General features: G+C 68.4%; 12 protein-coding genes. 5 read left to right on the top strand and 7 right to left on the bottom strand.

Annotated elements, in window-relative coordinates:
• Positions 1-5: 5 nt before the first annotated feature.
• The 4 genes from ACIQ6R_RS10610 to ACIQ6R_RS10595 all read right to left on the bottom strand — a co-directional run bounded on the left by ACIQ6R_RS10610 (position 6) and on the right by ACIQ6R_RS10595 (position 6,812).
• A complete protein-coding gene (locus tag ACIQ6R_RS10610) occupies positions 6-3,932 on the bottom strand; it encodes a phage resistance protein (RefSeq protein ID WP_404220189.1) in 3,927 nt (1,308 codons plus the stop codon).
• 212 nt (positions 3,933-4,144) lie between these two features.
• The gene (locus ACIQ6R_RS10605; RefSeq protein ID WP_404220187.1) at positions 4,145-5,590 is read right to left on the bottom strand and encodes an ATP-binding protein; all 1,446 of its coding nucleotides are present in this window, start codon (positions 5,588-5,590) and stop codon (positions 4,145-4,147) included.
• A 140-nt stretch (positions 5,591-5,730) separates the two neighbouring features.
• The gene (locus ACIQ6R_RS10600; RefSeq protein ID WP_404220185.1) at positions 5,731-5,931 is read right to left on the bottom strand and encodes a DUF397 domain-containing protein; all 201 of its coding nucleotides are present in this window, start codon (positions 5,929-5,931) and stop codon (positions 5,731-5,733) included.
• Entirely contained in the window at positions 5,928-6,812 is an 885-nt protein-coding gene (locus tag ACIQ6R_RS10595; RefSeq protein ID WP_404220183.1) for a helix-turn-helix domain-containing protein, read from the bottom strand. Before ACIQ6R_RS10595 ends, ACIQ6R_RS10600 begins: the two co-directional genes overlap by 4 nt.
• A 193-nt stretch (positions 6,813-7,005) precedes the next feature.
• Here ACIQ6R_RS10595 and ACIQ6R_RS10590 point away from each other — a divergent pair, with 193 nt between their 5' ends.
• Positions 7,006-7,674, top strand: coding sequence for an ATP-binding protein (locus ACIQ6R_RS10590; RefSeq protein ID WP_404220181.1), 669 nt, complete (start codon positions 7,006-7,008; stop codon positions 7,672-7,674).
• Here the strand turns inward: ACIQ6R_RS10590 and pglX are convergent, their stop codons facing one another.
• Together pglX and pglW are read right to left on the bottom strand one after the other, a co-directional pair.
• Positions 7,675-11,388: a BREX-2 system adenine-specific DNA-methyltransferase PglX gene (pglX, locus tag ACIQ6R_RS10585; RefSeq protein ID WP_404220179.1), complete on the bottom strand. Its 3,714-nt coding sequence runs from the start codon at positions 11,386-11,388 to the stop codon at positions 7,675-7,677.
• 72 nt (positions 11,389-11,460) lie between these two features.
• Complete coding sequence (gene pglW / locus ACIQ6R_RS10580) at positions 11,461-16,143, bottom strand: BREX system serine/threonine kinase PglW (RefSeq protein WP_404220318.1); 4,683 nt, start codon at positions 16,141-16,143, stop codon at positions 11,461-11,463.
• An 886-nt stretch (positions 16,144-17,029) separates the two neighbouring features.
• Here pglW and ACIQ6R_RS10575 point away from each other — a divergent pair.
• The 4 genes from ACIQ6R_RS10575 to ACIQ6R_RS10560 all read left to right on the top strand — a co-directional run bounded on the left by ACIQ6R_RS10575 (position 17,030) and on the right by ACIQ6R_RS10560 (position 21,430).
• Complete coding sequence (locus ACIQ6R_RS10575) at positions 17,030-18,154, top strand: N-6 DNA methylase (protein ID WP_404220176.1); 1,125 nt, start codon at positions 17,030-17,032, stop codon at positions 18,152-18,154.
• Positions 18,151-19,413, top strand: coding sequence for a hypothetical protein (locus ACIQ6R_RS10570; RefSeq protein WP_404220174.1), 1,263 nt, complete (start codon positions 18,151-18,153; stop codon positions 19,411-19,413). Before ACIQ6R_RS10575 ends, ACIQ6R_RS10570 begins: the two co-directional genes overlap by 4 nt.
• A 364-nt stretch (positions 19,414-19,777) precedes the next feature.
• Positions 19,778-20,668 carry a hypothetical protein gene (locus ACIQ6R_RS10565; protein ID WP_404220172.1) on the top strand — a complete coding sequence of 297 codons (891 nt, stop codon included), beginning with the start codon at positions 19,778-19,780 and terminating at the stop codon, positions 20,666-20,668.
• Positions 20,669-20,797: 129 nt separating this feature from the next.
• Positions 20,798-21,430 carry a hypothetical protein gene (locus ACIQ6R_RS10560; protein ID WP_404220170.1) on the top strand — a complete coding sequence of 211 codons (633 nt, stop codon included), beginning with the start codon at positions 20,798-20,800 and terminating at the stop codon, positions 21,428-21,430.
• Here ACIQ6R_RS10560 and ACIQ6R_RS10555 read toward each other — a convergent pair.
• Positions 21,406-22,572, bottom strand: a complete 1,167-nt coding sequence (locus ACIQ6R_RS10555; RefSeq protein ID WP_404220168.1) for a hypothetical protein — start codon at positions 22,570-22,572, stop codon at positions 21,406-21,408. The genes ACIQ6R_RS10560 and ACIQ6R_RS10555 overlap by 25 nt on opposite strands.
• Between the last annotated feature and the right edge of the window lie 7 nt (positions 22,573-22,579).

The raw sequence follows: 22,579 nt of genomic DNA, 5'->3' as shown, positions 1-22,579 counted from the left end.
TCCGGTCATTCCACGACCCGCCAGCTGATCTCGATCTCCGCGTCGGGTTCGGCAGCCGCCAGTTCGGCCAGTTCGGTGCGCAACTCGGCCAGCGCACGGGAGGCTGTGGTCCGGCCTCCGCCCGAGCGTCGTCCCGCACGTGGTCCGCCGCCGGTCCCGGGGTGGGTGGAGGGTACGGGCGGCTCGCTGCCGTCGGTGTTCAGACTGATCGCGTCGGGCTTGGTGAGAGGTTCGGCCGGGGCGGGAGCGGCGTATGCCCGTCGTGGGTCGCTGGTGCGTGCCTGGCTGCGCTCGATGACGGCGACGATGGACCGCCGTGCCTCCCGCAGAGCCTCCTTGAGGTCCTTGGTGCGCTGATCGACACGCGCCGCACCGCGCAGCTCCTCCAGCACGGCCTCGCCCTGCGGCCCGTAGTTGGGCGCGAGCTTGAGCATGTCCCATGCCGCGGTGGCCAGGGCGGCCGCGACGGCCTCGGCCTGCTTGACCGACGCCCCGTAGCGGCTCGTCGGAACGTCGGCGAGATCGAAGCCGGCGAAGGCGGAGATGATCTGCTTGGCCGCGGCGGAACCGCCGACCGCGCCCTGCTCCGGCGCACGCAGTTCGTCCAGCAGGTCGCGGGCTCGGCGGGCGATGGCCAGCCGACCGGACTCGTCGGTGCCGTCCAGGCCGAGCACCGTGGCGTGCTTCTCCAACTGCGCCACCAGATCCGCCGCGTGCGGCTGATACGCGCGGGCCTGCTCCGTGATCCGCCGGGCGAACTGGCCGACCATGCGGCCCCTGCGCAGCCTGGGTGGCTCCTCGCCGAAGATCTCCCAGTAGCGGCGGCCCGCCTCCTCCCAGACGTCCTCCTCCGGCAGCGGCTGCGAACGCAGCGCGTCCTGCGGCTTGATCGCCGAAAGCTCGGGCGGAGGATCGAGCAGCGCACCGGCCCGTACCCAGACGCGGTCGTCCATCTCCGCGTACGACGCGATGACGAGGTGGGCGAGGAACGGCTCCAGGCCCATCGTGGCGGGACGGTCGATCCATTCGGTGAGCCGGCCGACGCTCAGATCGCCGGGACCGGCCTCGCCGCGCGCCTGGAGGGCGAAGTGCTCCGGCCAGCGGGTCGACAGCCGGAAGTACGCCTCTTTCTGCTGGCCGAGCCCAAGAGGTGTGGCGATGCGACGCATGAGCGCCCGCTGGTTGGCGGGGATTTCCGCCTGGCGGTCACCGGCCTCCACCGCGGCGCGGATGTGTCCGAACACGGCCCGCGCGTCGGCGACCTTGACGACGGTCCCCGTGCCGTCTGGATCGAAGTCCGGGTGCGCGGGGAACTGCTGGGCCAGCAGCTTGCCCGCGACGTGCCGGGCCGCGTCACGCAGGGACTGCCCGATGGAGACACGCAGATCCGGCACGTCGGGCAGCGGCTCCAGGTGCTCGTTGAAGTCCGGGTTGACGTCGCCCGGCTTCTTGGCCGCGAGACCGTAGGCCTGCTTGAAGGCCGCCTTCACGGTCTTGGTGAGCGTCTCGCGCTGGTCTTCCAGAAGTGCCTTGGCACGCGCCCGGTTGTCGGCGTTCAGGTGCTGGGCGTAGCTAGTGTCGAAACGCCGCTGGTCGGCGAGCGCGTAGTGGATGACGACCAGCCGCTGGAAGTCGTGGAAGCGGCCGGTGGAAAGGTGCGTGGGGATCCACCCCACCGTCCGCGGCCGGTCCCCGGGAAGCCGCCGGAGCTCGGCCATGCGGTTGGCGTCCTCGCGCGGCCCGTACTCGCCCTCGTCGTACGGCAGATCGATGATCATCCGCCACAGCCCGTCCTGGCTGGGGGCGAAGTCGTGGTCCTGCAGGTCGTCGTGGTCGGCGATGTTGCCGAAGACGACCTCCATCGTGCGGTGCGAGCCGCGCCAGACGAACTGCAGCTCGTCCGCGGTGAGCCGCTCCCGGAGTTCGATGCCCAGTTCCTCGGCGAGCAGCCGCTTGGCGAGGGCACGGCGGTTGGAGCGGTTGTCGTTGACCTTGGCGTTGGCGAGGACGGAGTCCACGTCCACGCCGGCCAGCTCGAGCCGTACGCCCGGGTTGGTCCTGGTGCCGGTGGGCTTGATCTCCGGGAAGCGTGCGGCCCACTCGTCGACCTTGGACTGGATCGCACCGACTTCCGCCCCCGGGATGGGGGAGATGACCGACCCGTGGTTGAGGGCCGCGAGCCGTCGGATCGTCAGGTCGCGCAGTGCGGGCACGCTGGGCGCCAGCGCGGACAGCAGCAGCGTGCACATCAGCCGGTCGTCGCCCACGAACGCCTTGCACCGCTGGAGATGTCCTTGGTCGGTGACGGTCTCGCGGCGGTGGCGGTAACGCTCGACGTCCTCCTCGGTGACGTCGTACATCGCGAGGAGGTAGGGCCGCAGCTTGGTGCGGTACAGCTTGTCCGCGGCCTGGAACTCCGCCTTCAGACTGTCGACGAAGGGCTTGTCGCCGCCGTCGGCGATGACGGGGTACAGGTCACCGAGGGGGATGAGCTGCTCCAGCGTCGCGTCGTCGCGGTGATCGGCCAGCAACTGCCCCATCAGCTTCAGACCGGTGCGGGAGCGCTGCAGCGCCGAGGAGATGTGGACCAGCGTGTCCATGAAGGAGGGCGAGAAGGGATACGTCAGCCGGAACGACGCCTCGTCGGCACCGGTCGTCCCCTCGTCGCTGCCCAGCAGCACGTCCCACACCTGGGGCCCGACCCGCTTGATCTTCGCGAACGCCGCGTCGAGCTGGGCGGCGGCCTCCGCGTCCCTGGGCCTCAGGAGACGGGCGTGGGCGATCTGCGGGAGGTTACGGTCCTCCAGCGTGATCTTGTCGAAGCGTCCGGAGGCGAGGTTGAGGCTGTCCTGGATCGCCGTCTCGGCAGCCCCGGAGACCGCCTGACCGACCAGCTCCCGCAGGTCTCGCTGCCGTGCGATGAACGACACGATCGGGATGGCGCGACGCGAGTCGGCACCCTCGACGAAGTTGGTGATCTTGTCCGCTTCGCGGGAGACGAACTTCTGGTCGTGGATGCGGTTGGCGAGCCAAAGGATCAGCTCGTCCATGAACAGGATCAGTCCGTCGTACTTCAGCGACTTCGCGTGCTCGGCGATGACGGCGAGACCGGCGTCGAGCGAGATGAAGCCGTGCTCGTCCTCTGCGGCGTTCTGCGCGAAGCCGGGGAACCAGCTGGTACTCGCGTCGTGCACCAGCTTGGCCCGCAGCTCGGCCGGGGTGGTCGGGTTGACCAGGTTCAGGTTGACCTCGGCGCCGTCCAGCTCCTCGGCGGCGAGGGCGGTGTCGAGAAGCGCCGGGGTCCAGGCGAAGGAGTCGCCCCACTCGTCGTCGACGTCGACGGAGCCCTCGTCGGCCGCCGCCCCGGCGAGCCCCTCGATGAACTTCTCGTCGCCCATACGGTCCCGCAGCGCGCGGATGTCCGCGAAGAGGGAGTCGGTCCGGTAGACCTGCGGGGTGGACGCATCGGGGCGCAGCGCCTTGACATGACTGACATACCCGCCGAGCACCCGCTGCTCCAGGGACTTGGCCCCCAGCATGTGGTACGGCACGAGTAGGAACTTCTTCCCGTCGGTGCTCAGCCACTCGTGCTTGGCCAGCACCGGATCGAAGTCGGTCCGGGCACGTGCGGCCGCGTCGCCCCGCAGCAGCGCGTGCAGCACGGCCATGAAGTGCGACTTACCGGAACCGAACGAACCGTGCAGGTACGCGGCCTTCGACGTCTGACCGTCCAGCGCGGTCTTGATCAGACTCAGCGCCTCGTCGAAATTCTCGAGAAGACGCTCGGTGACGACGTAGTCCCGCAGCGCCCGCTCGGCGCCCTCCTCGGTGACGGCCTCGGCCAGCTTCAGGACGAAGTCGGACGTGGAGATGGACGTCTTGATGTCGATGACATCCCGGAGGAGGGGGGCCGTGGCGGCGGTCGGTGCCATCTCTGTCTCGCGTCTCCTGCGTTTCGTCTACTTCGGGTACTTCGTGCGGTACGTCCACGCCCACGTCCACCGGGCAGCGCGGCGCGTCCCCGTCGACCGGGACCAAGAACGCTGACCGGCACCGCACGCTGTCCGCGAGCACTGTCCGTCCTCGCTCACCCGTGGGCACGGCCTTCGATCGTATCGGGCGGTTCCGACACGGGGGAGGGCGCTCACACCGGGGAAGCCCAGGCCTCCATCAGCTGCTCGGGTCCGTACGTCGCCGCCAGGCCGTCCACCGTGAACCCTGAGCGGGACACCGCGACCAAGGGAGTGTCCTCGTCGGTCCCTGGGACGGCAAGGGCGTCCCGGGCCAGCGAGGCCAGGGCCCGGCGGTCGAAAGAGCCTCGCTCGTGCCACTTGACCGAGCCGACGAATCCGATCTCGCGTGCCGGAAACCGGTCCGCGCCCACGAGGTCGACCTCCGGATTGTTCGTACGAGGCCACCAGCCGCCCACCTCTCTCACCCGCGGCCACGTGCCGTCGGGCAGCAGCCGGCCCAGGGATTCCCGTACGACCGGTTCGATCGCCCGCCCGCGCCACGAGGTCCAGCCGCGCTCGACCGCCTCGACCACGATCCGCCCGCGCCCGCGCTCGATCTCCGGGATCCCCTGCTCCAGGAAGGCGAGCCAGAAGCGCAGGTAGGGATCGGCGACGCGGTAGCGGCGGTCGCGGTCACCGGAGCGGGCGGAGAGCGGGGTGTCGACGGCGATCAGCCGCTTGTCCGTGAGGGTGTGCAGGGCGGGGGTGAGGGAGCCGGGCGGGAGAGGCCGGTCGGCTGCCCCGGCCTTCGCGGCGATAGTCCCGAAGGTCCGCTCGCCACTGCCGATCACGGAGAGCACGTGCCTGGCCTGGAGGGCGGTCGGGAACTCGGCGGCCAGCGCCCGCTCGGCGGAGACGAGGAGGGGGGAGGTGGGGTCGTCGAGGGCGCGAGACAGGAAGTCGGTGCGGCTCTCACCCTCCCCCCACTCCTGGCAGACGAGGGGCAGACCGCCGGTGATCAGGTGCGCGTCGAAGGCGTCGGCGGCGGGGAGCGCGGTCATTTCCATGACCTCGGCGGGGGAGAGGGGCGCCAGGACCATCTCCACCCCCCGTTGGTGGAAGGGGCGGCCGTAGGCGGACAGCTGCTCCATCATGGCGAGATCGCTGCCGATGAGGACGAGTAGCACGGGCTTGCGGCTCAGTACCCGGTCCCACACGGTCTGCAGGGTGCCTTCCAGGACCGGGTCGCCTTCGAGCATCCACGGCAGCTCATCGAGCACGACGACGCTGGGGGAGTCGTCCGGGAGCACGGCCGCGAGCTGGCGCAGGGCGGTCTCCCATTCGGCGACGGTCGTGACGCCCGTGAGCAGGGCGGTGTCGGGCAGAGAGGAGTGCCGGACCTCGTCGAGAAAGCGGGCCCGTTCCCGTTGGGCGTCCTCGCCTCGGGTGGCCTGGTGGACGACGTAGGGGACCTGTGCGCGCTCACAGAAGAGGTCCACGAGCCGTGACTTCCCGACCCGGCGCCGGCCGCGGAGGAGCAGGGCCCGTCCGCGCTGGTCGCCCCGGCCCTCGCGCACCCAGTCGAGGTGGCGGTCGAGGGCGGCCAGCTCGGACGTGCGGCCTACGAAGCCTGGCATGGGTCACCTTTCGAGGTTGCTCATATTGAACATACTCAAGTGAACCATAGTATGGAGAAAGTGAGTAGCGACGCAGGTGCTCTGAGTTATGCACGTAGGCGTGCTGGATGGGGGGCGGAGCGGCCTTGAGAGTGCCGGCTTCAGCTCAGGTGGGAGACGAAGGTGCGCCAGGCGCGGGGGGCGAAAGTGATCACCGGTCCGGCGGGGCGCTTGCTGTCTCGGACGGGGACGAGGGTGGGGATGTTGTCGGCGACCTCGACGCAGTCGCCCTGTCCGCCGCTGTAGCTGCTCCTCCGCCACACCGCTTCTAGGTTCGGCGATATACCAGGTTTGTGGCTCATGACTGATACTCCTTGGCTACACGTCGGATCAGCGAGAGCGATTCCGCCGGTGGCAGTGCCCCTGTCCGTGCGTCGTCGAAGAAGGCACGGTACCGAGCGACTTCAGGCTCCTGCTCCATCCACATGTTGCCGGTCGGTGTCTCTGTCAGAACGAGGTCGAGCGATGCCATCTGCGGAAAGCTCAGCAGCAGGTAAGGCCCGAACATACCCGAGTGCGCTCCACGAGAGAACGGCAGCACCTGAACGGTGATGTTGGGCTGCTCGGCCATGTGTGCCAAGTGGTCGAGCTGGTCGCGCATGACGCCCGGCCCGCCGACCTGCTGGTGCAGAACGCCTTCGGCGAGTACTGCCCAGAACTCCAACGGATCATCGCCCGTGAGCCGTTCCTGTCGGGCGAGTCGCACCTGAACGAACTGGTCGATATCTTCAGCCGTCTGCCAGGCGCGCGAGGCGACCGTTACTGCGCGTCCATACTCGGCGGTCTGCAAGAGGCCGGGTACCAACTGAACTTGGTACGTGCGGATGCTGTTGCAGACGGCCTCCATCTCGATCTGGTCGCGATATGTCTCACCGAGCACGGAGCCGTACTGGTGCCACCAGCCTTGGCGACGCCGGCGGTTCGCCGCACGTGTGAGGACGGTGAGGCGCTCGTGAGTCGCGGGGTCAGTGATCCCGTAGGCGTGCAACAGGGCGATCACATCTGGAGTGCGTACCAGGACGCGGCCGTTCTCCATTCGGCTGATCTTGCCCTTGGTGCAGTCAAGCGCCTCCGCGGCCTCGGTTGTGGACAAGCCCGCTGCCTCTCGGTACCGGCGCAACTCGTCGCCCAACTGTCGTCCCAGAACGGTGGAAGGCCGGTCGGTCGTACCGCGCATGTTCATGAGTTCTCTTGTAGCAGAGTCGTGTCCTCTTGCGTCTGGCGCTCACTCGAAAGGATGAGAAAGGACTTCGATCCACTTGTCAACGTTGCGAGTTGCTCTGTCGGGCGTTCAGTCTGATGAAGGAGGCACGCAGCGCAATCCTGAGCTGTCGTGCGGGGACTTCGCCACTGCCGTCGAACCCTCGGGGGTCGCCATGACCAAGCGGACCAGCGCATCCACCAACGAGATCACCTGTCGCCTGCCGCGGAGTCGCGCCAGTGCTCCTCGGGCGCGCGCCATGCTGCACGCCGTGCTCAGTGCCTGGGGCATCAACGAAGATGTCCTGGATACTGCTGAATTGGTGCTCTCGGAGCTGGTGACCAACGCACTGCGCGTACCAGTGCCGAGTGATCGGCAGGTGGGCGTACGAATCGCGCGGTCCCTGACAGACGGGGTGTTGCGGCTGGAAGTCAGTGACGCGGGCGCGGGGAGGCCCGAAGTGCGAGCGCCTGGGGACGACGAGATCGGCGGACGTGGGTTGTTGCTCGTGGAGGCTTTGGCTCATCGCTGGGGAGTGGATGAGCGCACGGGTGGAATCGGGAAAACCGTCTGGGCCGAGCTGAAGGCGCCGGACATCGTGGCCGAGCCCGTCGGGCGGGAAGTCGCGGCTGTCATGGTGCGGCCTGGGCAACGAGTGCGAGCGTGGGGTGAGTGGCACGCTGTCCGCACGGTGCGCACCGAGTCGTATGCGGCTGGCGGACTCGCCGTTGTGCTCGGACTGGACGAGGGCCCGGCACTACGGGTGCACGCAGCCGAGCCGCTGACCGTGCGGGACGATGGTGTGCCCTCCGTGCAGGAGAGCGGGGAGGGCACACCAGGGTGATCAGCCCTTGCTTGGCTTCCCAGGACGCCAGGCCCGCAAGTCGTCGTCGGTCAGTGCGTGTTCACCCTGTTGGGTGGCCCGATATCCCGCGAAGAAGGCTGCGGGGGAGCCGCCGTACAGGGCGTCGAACTCGTCGTGCCACTGGCTGAGCCAGGGCTGGATTTCGAGGAGGCCGGCGAGCAGCGGGGTCATCTGCTCGCCGGACAGCTCGTCGTGGTTGGTGAAGTACGTACTGAGCGCCTGAGCTTGCTCACGGTGGTCCCAGCCCGCCCAGCCGAACAGGTCCGGAGTACCGGAGATCGCGCCGGTGGCGTAGGAGATGAACCGCTCCTTCGGCACGTCCAGCTTCCCGCGGGCGCGCCAGTAGGACGGCTTGAGGAAGTCGGCCGACGTGTACTTCGGCGGTACGGGGATCGAGTCCCGGATCTTCCGCTTGGCAGGCTCGTCCGGGGCGGCGTCTTCCTCACGCTGGAGATCCCAGACGCGCTCCCAGTCGGCGCGCTTCCGCAGGCCGGTGGGCTTGTAGCGCAGGGCGGCGAGGAAGGGGACGTGCTCGTTGGCGAGGAGATCCGCGACGACGGTTGCCAGCTCTTGGCGAGGGGCGTAGAGCTCCGCGACGGAGACGAAGTCCTCGTCGAGAGAGAGCGCGGAGGCGAGCTGCGCACGGGTGAGGATGGTCGGCTGGCCATCTTGGAACCAGAGCTCGCGGTTCTCGATCCTGTCGAGCAGCCAAGAGCGCAGGGCCTTCTCCTGGAGCGCATCCCACCCCTCGGTAGCCCACCGGCGCTTGTACTCGGGGCGCTCAATCATGCCGATCACGTGGTTGTGCTCGATGGCTTCGATGCGCTTTTGGACCACATCTCTGTAGTATTCCGGCCATCTTTCAGGAATTTGTGTGATGGGCCTGTAGCCGTGATGCGAGAACCATTTAGTTGTCAACTCGCCGCATTTCATTCGGCGTGCGAGGTGGATTTCGAAGGCCCGTTCGCCCGGAGCGATATGGGGAATCTCCTGCTCGCTTGCAATGAGGTCTCGGGAGTGAAGGTTGAACAAACTGTACGTGTGCCAGTCCAGTTCTTCCTGTAGCCCAAACATGCGGTCGCGGGTGTCTTCCCAATTTTGTCTGGCTTCGCGGAGTGAGGCCATAGTCGGTGTTTTAGATTGAGATGAAGGGTCGGTACTGGCCAGCTTCTGAGCGAGATGGTCGAGAGCAGTGGCCAGCTTAAGGGGTGATCCCTCAGGTAGGGGGAGTTCTAGCAGATTCGCCCCTGTAAATTCATAATTCCAAGACCAAGGCTGGTCGGGAATCCCGCTTGCTGCTGTGGCATTCCCCTTACAGAAGCTGACCATCTTGAGCCAAGCGCATGCGGTCGAACTGTTGAGGATTCCGAGAAGTCTCAAGTGTTCTTCTTCGCTCGCTCCTTCTCGCAGCTTGATGACTGGCGCGTGGCGATTGAATACTTTACCGCCTCTATCCAAGGTGAAGTGATTGTGGGTGGCAATGAAAGCGAAGGAGATCGAAAGGGGAGTCTCGTAGGCAGAGGCGGTGTACTGCATGTAATCCCACCACCTGAGACCCGCATCAGCCATGCTTCCCTGGAATGTGCGTCGAGCTTCCAAGACTCGCCTTAGTGGCCATAGTTCCGCTTCGAAGTCTGACTCGCGCAGCTCTTCCGCGTAAGGAAACCAAATCGCTTCCCTGGGCTTTGCCGTCCAGTCTCGCACGACCTCGCCCGTCATGAGAGGACGGAGCGCCCGCCGATCAGCGATAGTGCGGTAGCTACCTCGCAAGGGTCGCATATAGGCTTCGTCTGCCCCGGCTCTGATCGCTCGCCCGATCGGTGGTTCGACCACTTCCTTCACGCGAAATTGACGCGCTTTATCTAGTTGTTCAAGCATCTCGACTCCACCAGCAATCAGAACCCAAGGGTGGCGGCCAAAGTACCGTTTGCGGTCCAAGTCGCTTACGGAAATCCACCTATCTAGAAACCCTGGGTTATCTACTTGCTCGATGATGGATTTCCAGACGGGGCCGTACTCGCCTTTCGAAGGTGCGGCAGCTTCCCCCTCAATGCCACGAATGGTCCGAATCGTGTTGGCTCGCTGGCTTCCGGGGCGCCTGCATCCAATCAGGATTACGGTAGGAGTGGTATGTCCGGGGATGTTCGCGCCTGAAGAGTCGATGACTTCTGTCAATTCCACCTTGTGTGCGAAGTAATCTTCGATTAGCTGCTTTCCGAATTCACGGTGCATGAAGGAGTTGGCGGTGATTTGCCCGACCATTCCATATTCGCGACCGTTGAACTCCCCTACCTTTGCCAGTTGGAAAAAACGTTCCGCGAAGGGGACGGTTAGAGCGTATGTCCCTGTGCATGACTTGTAGAGTTCTCGGTACAGTTTATTTAGATTTTTATCCCTAACCGTGATGTATGGTGGGTTCCCCACCACGACGTGATACCGACCCTGCTCTAGGATCCCCGAGTGCTCGTGCACGTCTTCGGTGGAGTAGGAGAACTCCGCCAAAGGATCTCCGGACTCCTCATCTCCAAACGTCATTTCGAGCTGCCGAGACTTGATCAGTGAGTCACCCACCGCCAAATGAATCGGCCAGTCGTACCGCCCCGCCTCTGCCAGCGTCCGCACCCCCGACGCCGCCATCGCCGCCACCAACAACCGGAACCGCGCAATAGCCACCGCGAACGGATTGAGATCCACCCCGTGCACGGAGTTCAACGCATCCCGAACCCGCTCATGCACATCCCGCCCAGGCTCCCGGTCCGCCCACAGCTGGACCATCCTCCGGAACGCACCCAGCACGAAGTGCCCCGACCCGCACGTAGGGTCGATCATCTTCAGCTCGCCGAAGCGCCCGCCCAGCTCCCGCACCACCGGGTTCATCGTCCGGTCGAGGATGAACTCTTCCACGAACTCCGGGGTCTGGAGCAGCGCGTACGTTTTCCGCGCCGCCTCCGACAGGTCCTGGTACAGGTCGCCCAGGAACCGCGTGTCCCACCCCTCCGTACCGTCCTCGTTCAGGGGATCGGTGAAATCATGGACCAGCTCACCGTCGTCCCCCCGCTCCCGCCAGAAGTCCACCAGCGCCCGAGCCCCGTCGTGCGACACCGGGATCTGATACAGCGGGTTGCGCCGTTCGTCGAACAGCAGCTTGCCGGCCTGCCCGGAGCCCAGTTCCGCGAACGCCCGCTCCAGCCACCCTCGGTACGTCGGATCCTGCTCGTCCTCGACGTACTGCCGGTACCGCGCCTCCGCCAGGTCCCGTCGCTCGGCGTCCGGCCCTGTGAGGTACGGCTCAGGGATCAGCCGGTTGTCCTCGCAGAACCGTACGAACACCGTGCCCAGTACCCACGCCACCGCGACCTGCGTGACCCGCTCGTCCAGCCACGCGCTCCAGGTTGCACCCGTGCGGCCCAGTTTGAACGCCTGGTCGTACTCGGCCCGCAGTCGCCCCGCGACCGCCTCCGCCGCCCGCACCAGCTCGGCACGCTCCTCCGGCAGCTCGGTCAGCCGCTCCTCCAGCCAGGCTTCCCACTTCGGGCTCCCCTCGGGGTCGGCTTTCTGAAGCTTGCCGTACTCCGTGCGCAGTGGCTTGAGGACGCTCTCGCCGTCCCGTACCTGCTGGCCGAGGTCGGCCTCGACCGCCTTCACCTGCTTGATCAGGTCGGTCAGCAGGGCCTTGGACTTGCGGTCGATCACTTGGTCACGTCTCCTGTCGTCGTCCCCACCCACACACGAGCGGCTCCGCATGCGGCACTCGCGCTCAGCGCGTCATCCTCGTAGGCCGTCGGCCGTGGCGCCGGCCATGGCACTCTCCGGCTTCGACCGGTGTGCGTTCCGCACCCAGAACTCGTTCAGCACGATCCACTCACCGAGCCCCGACTGGTACGGCACCGCCACGGTCCCCAGCCGTGGCGGCCGGGCCGGGTCGCTCTGCGGGCACAGCAGCCACAGCGCGCGGCCACCGCCCCGTGACCGCTCCGCCAGCCGCTCCAGGACACCCATCGCGTCGTAACGGGCGAAGACCCCGGAGTCCGTCAGCAGCAGAGGAGCAGCCGACCCACCCCCGCTGTCCGGCGCCAGCAACTCCCCGATCCGGGGCTCCACCAGCCCCCACGCCGTCCCCGCGTACTCGGCGAACTTCAGCGCCCCCGGCGTCCCGGGCTTCGCCACATCCGCACGCAGGATGGTCTCCCAGGTCGGCTTGGGCCGAGGGTCGACCAGTTCGTGCAGCGCCCGCACGAAGAGCTCGGCCACCGACATTACGACAGCGCCGCCGCCGAAGTCGTCGCGCCCCAGCTCGTCGATCGCGTCCCGTGTCCACTCCGTCGGCACGGTCAGTACGCGGAAGCCGTCCCGTCGCGCGCTGGCCTTCAGCCGGTCCTCGGCCGTGCCCGCCGCCGCGAGTTCCGGGTCGTCGGAGTAGCGGTGCGCGGAGACGGTGCCCGTCGGCTGCCGTCGGGCGTCCGACGAGAGGTAGAGCGACGTGCCGTCAGGGTTGCTCGGCAGGTAGCGCAGCGTCCCGGTGCTCTTGCGCGTCGACAGCACCAGGTCGAAGCCGGCCTCCCGCAGCGCCCTCGTCAGTGGTCCGGCCGTGGGAAGGCTGCGCCCGCCACGCTCGTTCAGCAGCTCCGGGAAGCGGGCCAGTACCCGCTCGTGGACGGCGTCGGCCGTCAGGCCCGGCTGCTCGGCCTCCGGCATTCCCGGGGTGAGGGGCACCAGACCGGCCTGGGTGAGGCGCAGGGCCCGCACCAGCGGAAGCTTGCGCGGATAGATCTCCAGGCGAGGTGTCGCGGCGGCATGGCGGGATGCCGCCACCGCGATCTCCACCAGGCGTCGGTCGTCCCACTGCACCGCCGAACTCGGCGGCGGTACGGTACCCAGCTCGGCCACCACGGTCGCCGCGGTCGGCAGAGTGTCGAGTTCCGACATGTCGTCGGCGAGACGGCCGAGCCGCTGCGCGTAGTGGAGCAGGCCCGGCGCGGACGGTGTGTCCGGCGCGTCGGCCGCGCCCACCTCCAGCGCCAGCAGACCCGCGCCCATGCTTTCGTCTGCCGCGTCGCGGTTCGGGGCGTGCTGGAACTCGGCCTCGTCCGGGACGAGTTGCTCCAACTCCACCACAGCTCGTACGGCGGCCAGAGCCAGCGCCCGGCGCTGCTCGCGCTCCTGGAGCTGGGTGCCGCGCCGTACGGTCAGGGCGTCCGCGACCTCCGCCGCCGAAGCGACCCTGCCCAGGTCGTGCAGAAGGTCCAGGACCTCGGCGCGCAGCGCCCGTACCGCCGGGTGCTTCTTCCAGCGGGTCCGCTGGTTCTTCAGCATCTGCGGGATGCGGCCCCGCGACAGGCCCAGCGCGTGCGCGACCTCCGTCTGCGTCGGCCAGACGCCGACCTCCGACGGCAGGACGCCCTGCTCGTCGGGCAGGCGCAGCAGCAGCCGCACCATCTCGCACTCGTTGTGGTTCGAGCCGTCCTTGCGCAGCGGCGGCACGAATACCGTGGCGAGGGTGTCGAGGCTGACGCCGCGCAGCGCGCGCTCCGGGAGTGAGTCCGCACCGGCGCCGCCGTTCACCGCCACCGCGTCGGCCGCCGCGGCCTCGACGGCCGACAGCTCCTCCTTCGCGGCCTTGCGGCCCTCGGGGGTGAGGGGCGCGGCGGGCTGCTCCGCGAGGCTGATACGCCACTGCTTGATGCGGCCCAGGACCTCCTTGCGGGTCTTGGCGCCGAGACCGGGCGCGTTGACGAGCTGGCGCTGGCTGTAGTCGAGCAGCGCGCCGACCGTGTTGACGCCGAGGCCGTACACGAAGGACTCGGCGGCCGGGCTCAAGCCGGACGAAGAGATCAGGGTGGCCCGGTCGACTCCTTCCGCCAGCCGGTCACGCTGCTGCTCGGCGCTCTCCTCCTCGGCCTCCGGGATGGCGGCGTCCGGGGCGGGCCGGGCCGCCTCGACCTGCGCGGGCGGTGCCGTGTCCCGTGACGGGCGGCGGGACGAGGGCTTCGCCTCGTCCATGGCGAGGAAGACCTTCTTCCAGGCGTCGCGCATCGGCTTGAGGTCGGGGAAGCGCTGGGAGGCGTCCCGGTGAAGGGCCCTCTGGAAGAAGGCGACCAGACCGTCCCGTACCGCCGGGTCGAAGGCGTCGGCGGCGATCTTCGGGTGCGGCTCCTTCTCCGGGTCGGTCTGGCGCGGGGAGACCTTGCCGTCGCCCCACACCGGGAGCTCCCGGGACGCCATCTCGTGCAGTGTGGCGGCCAGGGCGTAGCGCTCGGCGTGGGCGTCGTAGACCGAGCGGTCGGTGAGCGTGCCGATGAACGGGTCCAGATAGCCGTCCGTGCCCGCCGCGGTCTCGTTCACCGGGTAGCCCGCGAGCGAGAAGTCGATCAGTACGAGTTCGCGGGTGCGGTTCGGGCGGATGCGGATCGCGATGTTGTCGGGCTTGATGTCGCGGTGCCAAACACCCTCGCCCTCGAGGAAGTCCACCGCGCCGAACAGGTAGTCGCCGTACGCCTCGAGCTGGTCCACGGACAGGCGGCCGAACTCGCGCAGCTGCCGGGCGACCGTCTCCTCCCGGCGCCTGCGCTTCGCCCCCGTCGCGGACGGATCCCCGCTCTCCTCGCGCTCGTCGCCGACGTACTCCATGACCAGGACCGTGCGCGGGCCGACGCGCTGCGGCTCCGGCTCGACCAGGCGGATCACGCGGGAGTCCGGGCGGAGCCGGCCCAGCACCTCGGCCTCGCGGCGCAGCACCTCGCCTCGGCTGTCCGACGTCGCGACCTTCAGTACCGCCAGTGACTTCGAGAAGCGCACGTCGGGGCCGACGGTCAGGTCCCGCACCAGGAACGCTCGGCTCGTCGAACCCGTACCGAGGCGGCGCCTGACCTCCCAGCGGCCTGCCAGCACATCGCCCGCGACCGCGTCCAGCGGATCCTTCTCGGGCTCGGCCGGGCGAGGGGCCTCGGCCGTCGGAGGCTCGGTCAGGTCCTCCTCGACGACCTCCAGCATGTCCAGGAAGTCGTCCACCGACGAGAGCCGGGCGGAGACGTCGTAGGCGGTCGCCGCCTGCACCAGCTCGTCGATGTAGGGGGAGAGGCCGTCCACGACGGAGCTGGGGCGCAGGCCCTCGCCCGCCTCGTAGCGGGCCACCAGTTCGGCCTGGCTCGCGGCCGGGGGCCTGCCGGTGGCCAGGAGGTAGGTGAGCACTCCGAGTCCGTAGACGTCCAGGGCGACCGGGTCGGGCCTGAGCGCGGTCAGCTCCGGCGACAGGTACGGGTCCGCGCCCTCGGCGAGATGCGCGCCCGCCCGCGAGAAGGTCGTGGGGGCGAACCGCTCACCGTTGCCACTCACGCCGTGCTCGGAGCTGCGCTGGACGGCGACCTGCCAGTCGGAGATCTGCAGGTGCGGGCTGGACCAGGCGCCGGTCTCGCTCTCGGAATCGCCCCGGGGGGTACGGCCGCGCGGGATGACGTGGACCGCGCGGGCGGCCAGGGTGCGGTGGAAGATCCGGCGGCCGTGCGCCGAGCGCACCGTCTCGGCGAGCTGTCGCACCAGCGCCATCCGGCTGAGGATGTCGAGCTTCTCGCCGTACTGGATCAGGTACTCGTCCAGGCGCAGGGTCCGCGGATCGAAGTCGAAGATCAGGGCGGGCCCCGCGGAGTGGCCCGAGGGGTCGTACTGCTTGAGCTGGACGACCCCGGGGTGCCGGAAATACCGAAGCACGGCGGCCTCGCGGCGTGCCGCGCGCTCGACGGAGGCGCGCAGCTCGGCGTCGGAGCCGCGCTCACGCAGGTAGACACGGACGCGGGCCGCCTCCGGCAGCTCACTGTGCTGGGCGAGATAGTCCGCCCAGGTCGGACCCGAGTCGAACGCCTTCCGGCTGAGCAGATACGGGCCGACCTTGTACTCGGCGTCGCTGCGCGCGATGCCGATGCGCTCCAGCGCCGCCTTGATCCGGCGCGAGCGCGCGGCATCGATCCGGCGGTACTCGTCCTTCGGCGGCTCCTTCAGTATCTCGGTGAGCTGGTGGACGGTGAAGACGCCGTTGCGGTCGTGGGCGGGCAGCCGGTTGCGCAGGGCGGAATCGGTGAAGCAGACGGCTTCGGAGACCCACACCCTTTCGCCGTGCTGCTGGAGCAGCGTGGCCAGTTCCTTGGCCTTCTTGTTGGCCAGGTGCAGCGGGTTGCTGTGGGGGATCTGCCGACCGCTGGGCTGGGTCTGCAGCCAGGTGCCGTTGCGGGACTCGACGGAGCCGTGCCAGTCCTTCAGCTCGATCAGATGGACGCCGCCCGGGGCGATCACCAGCAGGTCCACTTCACGGACGTGGCCGGTGTGGGCGGTGAAGGTGAAGTTCGACCAGGCCCGCCACGGACCGTTGTCCGGGAGCTTCTCGCGGACGGCCTCCAGGCCCCGATGTTCATGCTGGAACTCGGAGTCGGTGACCGCCGTCCACCGGCCGTCCCGCATGTGCCATCCCCGCTTCGTGTCGCTCTGCATCGGTTGCTGCTGCTCAGGCAGCCAAAATCCCCGTTCAGATGGTAGCGGGACGGAGCAACCCGGCGAAGGGGATCACGACTGGCCGAAGTGCGACGGGCCGGGCCGGTGGGCGTCACGGGTGGCGCATTCATGTTTCCCAAACCCAAGTTTACATTGGAGTCCACCTCCGAGTGGACTGCTGTTGATGCCAAACCGACTGCTGCACTAGAGTGCGTGGGGTAGCGACGATGCGGGGCACCCCTGTGGCCCGCCGGTTTGTTGGGCTTTGTCAGCTTGCATGGGGATGGGAGTACGCAGGTGGGTGGGAAGCGCGGTACGACGGTGGCGTTCGCGGTGGCGGTGGCGATGGTCCTGGGGCTGCTGGTCGCCTTCTGGCGCTTGGCGCGTACGGAGAACGTGGACCTGGCCGTCATGGCCGGCGGGGCGGCGTTCGTGGCGGCATTCGGGATGGCCTTCGCCGTCCTGACCTACGTGCGGGGGGACGAAGTTTCGCCAGGCATGATGGGAGACCCGGGCCCGCGGCCCGGCGCTACGAGGTACGCGGATGGGAGTCAGGGTGGAGAGAGCGTCCGAGGGACAGTCGATTCGGCGCGTGCTGGATGCCCTGAGCGAGGCGCTGGCACCCCAGGACGCACTCCTCACCGTGATGACTCTGGTTCTCCTCCGGCATGAGGCGGACAGGGGGAGGACCGACGAGTGGGGCGAGGGCACGCGGGCCCGCGAGGCATGGGGCGAGCTCCGGAGCGGAGGGCGCCGGCGAGAAGGAGGGCACGGACTTGCCGAGGCCCTTCATCGCGGGCTGAGTGACCTGGAGAAGGGCTTCCCCGTGCGCCTGGCGCTGCCGAACCTGGGGAGCGTGCGAGACCGCGAAGCGGCGTTTCTCGTCGACTGGGTGGCCAGAGCCGAAGCCCCGAAAGATCTCTTCGACGCCTGTCTGGACCAGGCGTCGACCCTGGGCAAGGGTGGCTACTACTACACCCCGTCGGATGTCACTCACCTCTTCATCAGCCTGATGGAACCGGCGGAGGACGAGGCGGTCTACGATCCCGTCTGCGGCTCCGGAGGTTTTCTCCTGCGGGCTCGCGAGTACGTCGAGGTCCATGGCGGCCGACCCGATGAGCTGGCTCTGTACGGCCAGGACGTGAGCCGAACCGCGCTGATGGCGGCCGCCCTGAATCTCTCGGTGCACGACGCCGACGCCCGGCTGGCCGGGCCCGTGTCCACACTGGCCGACGACCGGTTCACCGATCTCCAGTTCGACGTGGTGGTGGCCAACCCTCCCTTCAACCAATCGGGGTGGGACGAACACGGCTTTCTCCGCGAGGGCCCGTTCTGGCCGTACGGGCTCCCGCCCGCGGGAAATGCGAACTTCGCCTGGGCCCAGCACGTGGTGCGGAAGATGTCGCCGACCGGACGGGGCGCGCTCCTCCTGCCCACAGGAGCCGCCTCCACGACCAAGGGCGCGGAGAGCCGGATCCGCGCTGCTCTCGTCGACGACGACGTCCTCAGCGGCGTCGTGGAGCTGCCCGCCGGCCTGATCCCGCATGTGCGCAATCCCGTGAGTCTTTGGCTTTTCAGCAAGACCAAGAAGCCGTATCGCAAGTGGGGGCACAACGATCGGTCGGGGCAGTTCCTCGTGATCGACGCGCGTGACAGCGCCACGAACGTGAAGCGGGGACGGCGAGCCGTCCCCGAAGAAGCAAGAGAGCGCATCGCTGCCACCTTCGCCGCCTGGCGCGGAGCACCCGGCCACGCGCCGTACGAGGACGTACCGGGCTGGTGCAGATCGCTGTCCCGCGACGAGCTCGCGGAAACGGAGTACGACGTCCTGCCCTCGCACCACGTTGCGGCCCCCCTCGCCCCGTCCGTCCTCCCCGACGCGCCCGAGCGTGCCGCCGACCTCACCGACGAACTGCTCGGTCTGTTCGAGACGTCACGTCGGCTCGAGGACGAACTGCGTGACCTGCTGGGGGAGCTGTGACGGGGGAGGGCCTGGAAGGCCGACTGCGGCGCCTGCCCGATGGCTGGGACGTGGGACGGCTGGGCGATCTGCCGACCGCACAGGTCATCGGGTATGGCGTAACCCGCCCCGGGGCACACACCGAGACCGGTGTGCCGATGATTCGCGCTGCCGACATCCAAGACGGACGACTGCGCGGCGACGAACCCCGGCGGATCGAACCCCGGGTCCATGAAGCGAACAGGCGCAGCTGGCTGGAGATCGGCGACGTCGTCGTGGTCCTGGTGGGACGCGTGGGCGAAGCGGCGGTCGTGCAAACGGAGTTCCAGCACTGGAACGCGTCGCGGACCGTCGCCGTCATCCGCACGAGGGAGCCCGACGAGGCGGCCTGGCTGAATCTGTGGCTCGGATCGCCGGCGGTGCGCGCGTGGTGCGAGCGCCAGGCCACCGGCTCGACCTTGCAACGCACGCTCAGCGTGACGGCGCTGCGAAAGCTCCCCGTACCGATCCCCCCGGCCGGACTCAGGGCGCAACTGCTGCGAGCGGTGCGGCTTCTGGAGGAGAAGGCAGCGACGAACGCACGTATCACCGAGTGCGCCATGAAGCTGAGCGAAGCACACTTCGTGCGTGAGGCGAGCGACGGCACGCCCTGGCCCGAACGGCCCCTTGCAAGCCTCGTACACCTCACCGCCGGAAAGCCACCACCGAAGCCGGACGACGAAGGTGCACTGGCTGAGCCCGGCACGGCCTTCGTCGCACCCGCGGACATCCTGCAGAGCAAGTCACCCCACCTGTACGCCACGGAGCGACGACTGCCCTCCGGTAAGGAGGGCCGCGTGTGCGCTCCGGGCTCCCTCCTTGTCGCATCGAGGGAAGACGGTGTGCGAGCTGTGATGAACCACGTGCCCGCCGCCGTCGGCCGCAACGTGCTCGCGCTGGAACCCGAGTCGGTGTGCGACGCGTACTGGTTGCTGCACGAGGTGTGCTCGCGTGGCGCCGAACTGGTCGCGACCGCACAAGGATCCGCGGGCCGCGAACTCAGCCGGAAGGCATTCGCCGCGATCACGGTCAGGTGGCCACCGCAGGAGGTGCGCGAGCGGTTCGCGCGGCTCGCCGGCCATCTGCATGAGCGGGCGCGCATCGCGGAGAGCGAGAGCGAAAAGCTGCGCGATCTGCGGGGTCGGCTCCTGGACCGCTTCCTGTCCGGAGCCTTCCCGAAGCGCCCGCCTATTGACGATCAGGGGGCGCAACCGGGGGACCGGCCCAAGCAGCGAGTCTGAACCAGACCAGACTATTGCTGTCGAAAAGGGTTCTGGGCGGACGATGACGCCGTCAGCTCCCCTCGGCAACCATTCGCTGAACGGTGTCGGTGTCTCCTGCCACCCTGCTCCCATGAGCACGCGACAGGCTTTCTTATGGTTCGTCTTCTACTTCTGGCTCCTTGCGACATCGGGCACGTTCTTCGCGTACTACATCCCCTGGGTGAGCGGCACGCGCGTACCGGGTCGTCGTCTCGGCCGTGTGCCATTGCTGAAGCGACTCGGACGGCGCAGAGCAGAAGGCCGCGTCGGCGCCGTCAAAGACGAGCTCACGAGGAGACTTTGCCCCTGCCCGGAGCTAAGGGTGCTCACGAGCGAACCGCTCGTGAGCCAGGTACAAGCGCACAGCACGTGGGTACCGCTGAGCCGGATCGTCTTCGCCGTACCTGGCATGCTCGCCTGTGCGGCCCTCGCGCTGGTCGTCGTCCCCTCGGCCTGGCGCACCTCGCCGTTGTGGGCAATCGGCGTGTATCTCGCCTTCGTCCTTGTGTCGGCCCTGCTGACGTGCATCGACATCTTGGCCGTGCGCAACGCGGACCCCGCGGGCACGGTCACCGCGGTGGCACTGGGCGTCCTGGAGAGCTTCACGACTCGTCCCCACAAGTTTCCCGCGAAGTCGACGCCGGCTGCCTGGCAGAGCCAGATGGTCGAGCAACTGTGCACGGCCCTCGTCCGCAGGGCCCACCGGGAGTCCGTCGGAGCCGTACCGGGAAGCCGCCTTGCCATGGCACAGAGCACCGCGTCCGCCGTCCGGGCCCTGCGTCACCACAGCGCACTCGTCCACGGCAGTGCCACCCGCGAGGAAAGGGTGGCCCACGAGCGCGAACTGTGGCTGCTCATCGACAGCGTCCTGACGTACAGCAGCCGCCCGCGTGCCGACGTCGTGGACTTCCGCGTGGTCGACGACGACCGTCTCGCCGAAGTGCCCGAGACGGTCGCCGACGCGACCGCGCTGCCCTCTCCAAAGGCGCGCGTGCTCGTGCCGTTGCTTTTCCTGTGCGCTCTCGTGGCCATTGCCGTCGGACTCGGAGTCACCGGAGCCGCAGGCGAGCTCACAGGGCCGATCGTCGTCGCACTGGCCATGGCGGCCACACCTTTCGCGCGCAGGTTCGGCGTGACGGTGCTCGACTCCTTCGCAGAGCCCCTGGCCCCGCCGCAGACCGCCGTGGAGGACGAGCCTCCGCCGGCGGCGGGAGGCGTACGCAGGGCCGCGTGACGGGGCGCATCGTAGAGCGACCCACGGCCGGGGTGCGCGGCTCCACCGGCGAACGCGCTCGTAACGGCCGGGGCTGACAGACAACAGGGGAACGCGGCACCGACCGCGCCCCAGTCCGCCCGATCGACCATGACGAGGACACGAGACATGCTGCTGGCCGAGCAGGCGCTCGTTGGGCTCAGATTACGCGGACAACAGGTGCAGGCCGTGGTCACCGTCTTCGCCGACGAGGTCCGCCGACGCTCCTCAGCCGACCTTGGTGCCGTCGACAGCCGGATGCTGCTCACTGCCCTTCACGACCTGCCCGTTGACCTGCCGGTACCGCAGGCCTCGCTCGACGCCCATACTCTGCGGACTCTGCGCACCGCACCGCCCGGTGTCGTGGACCTGGGGCAGGACGAACGAGGCGTCGTCGTACGGCGGCTCGTGCCCGCGGTCCGCGTCGAGCTGGTCCTCGTGCACGGGCCGCACGGCATCTCCTCCCGTGAGTGGGACGCCGCAGTTCGGGATGGCTCGCAGTTCGCGCCGTTCTGCGCACGCGGAGTTGTGGTATCGCGTCCTGCGCCGGAACCGGAGTGCACCGACATGGACCTGCTAATCCTCAAGGCCCGCTTCTACGGTGTCGGTGTCGCCCTGCGTGAGTCGCCGGAATCGCTGCGCTGGCTGCTCGAACCCGCCCCCTACCGGCCCGAGCGGCACTCGGCCGCCCAGTGGCTCTTCCACGAGCAGGCCTGGCGTCAGCTCGGGCCGGACCGGTTTTGACCCCGCCGCTCCTCGGCCCTGGGCAGCGCCACCGGACTCTGACGCCGCCAACTCTGGAGAACCTTGGGGAACGAGACCTCCGTACCCGTTTGGGTGGCCAGCAGGCGGTGATATTCCCAGGCGTCCGCGAGCTGCTGGCGCCACCAGCCGATGCGCTCGTCGCCGGCCAGTGTCGCGTCCAAGTCCTCGTGCAGCGCGTACAGCTCGCAGACGCTGTGCTGCAGGGCGGCGATCACGTCGGCGTCGCGGTCCGAGAAGCGGGTGAGAGCCGCGCCCTTGCAGATCGCGCAGTCGCAGGTCCACGGATCGATGTGGGCGAACCAGTCCTGGAGCGTCGCCACCCGGTGGTAGCGCAGCAGGCGCCGTACCAGGACCACCGGATGCGGCTTGTGGCCACCTCCTCCGTTCCCTGGCTGCGGAGCCACACCGTGCCGGAGTACGGCGGAGACTCCGACCGCCGCGCCCAGCGCCCCATGTGCCATCGCGTCGAATGCGGCCAGATCGGTCCGCCACAGCACGAGTCGGGGGCAGGAACGGCACAACTGACGCAGTCCCTCGGCGACCTGATTACGTTCGAGCGGATCTCCGTCCGACTGCATGATCAGAGCCACAGGATGCCTGCAGGCCCGGACCTGTTCGGCGAGAAGCGACACGGAGCAACGCCGTAACCATCGCCAGCTGCACGGCAGTACGACCACCGTGTCCACACGGCGCAGTTGGTTCGCCTGAGCGATCGTGGCAGCGAGCACCTGGGCGCTCCCCGCCTCGTCGACCGGGATGAAGCACGTCGGTGTCACGGCGTAGGACGCCCCGTTGGTGCGCTGGCCATCCAGGATTTCCTCGAGCCCGGAGAGATCCAGGTCGCGCCAGCCTCGGTCGGACATGAGTCCGAATGGTGCTTCGGGGGTGGCCACCCGGTGGGTATGACTGCCGTGGTCCATGACCACGACAGTCTCCGGCAGGGCATTGCGGATCTTCCGACACCTGGCGGGCGCGGCAGCGCCCGTCAATACGAGCCCGCCCCGACGGACCGGAACGTACGGGAGCACGTTGATCGCCGACCGGTCGTTGACCATGATCAGCAAACGGTCCCGCAACAGTTCGTCGATTCGCTCGGTTCCGGCTCTCGTTCCTGCCCTCACGAGATCG

This window comes from Streptomyces sp. NPDC096048, from assembly GCF_044763415.1.
Classification (GTDB): Bacteria; Actinomycetota; Actinomycetes; order Streptomycetales; family Streptomycetaceae; genus Streptomyces.
Note: the sequence above shows the minus strand (reverse complement) of the source record. Positions and strands in the feature narration are given on the sequence as shown.

Coding starts and splice junctions, on each gene's coding strand:
- pglW (WP_404220318.1), bottom strand. CDS start 16,143: ATGCGGGACGGCCGGTGGACGGCGGTCACCGACTCCGAGTTCCAGCAT.
- ACIQ6R_RS10560 (WP_404220170.1), top strand. CDS start 20,798: ATGACGAGGACACGAGACATGCTGCTGGCCGAGCAGGCGCTCGTTGGG.
- ACIQ6R_RS10600 (WP_404220185.1), bottom strand. CDS start 5,931: ATGAGCCACAAACCTGGTATATCGCCGAACCTAGAAGCGGTGTGGCGG.
- ACIQ6R_RS10605 (WP_404220187.1), bottom strand. CDS start 5,590: ATGCCAGGCTTCGTAGGCCGCACGTCCGAGCTGGCCGCCCTCGACCGC.
- ACIQ6R_RS10590 (WP_404220181.1), top strand. CDS start 7,006: ATGACCAAGCGGACCAGCGCATCCACCAACGAGATCACCTGTCGCCTG.
- ACIQ6R_RS10610 (WP_404220189.1), bottom strand. CDS start 3,932: ATGGCACCGACCGCCGCCACGGCCCCCCTCCTCCGGGATGTCATCGAC.
- ACIQ6R_RS10595 (WP_404220183.1), bottom strand. CDS start 6,812: ATGAACATGCGCGGTACGACCGACCGGCCTTCCACCGTTCTGGGACGA.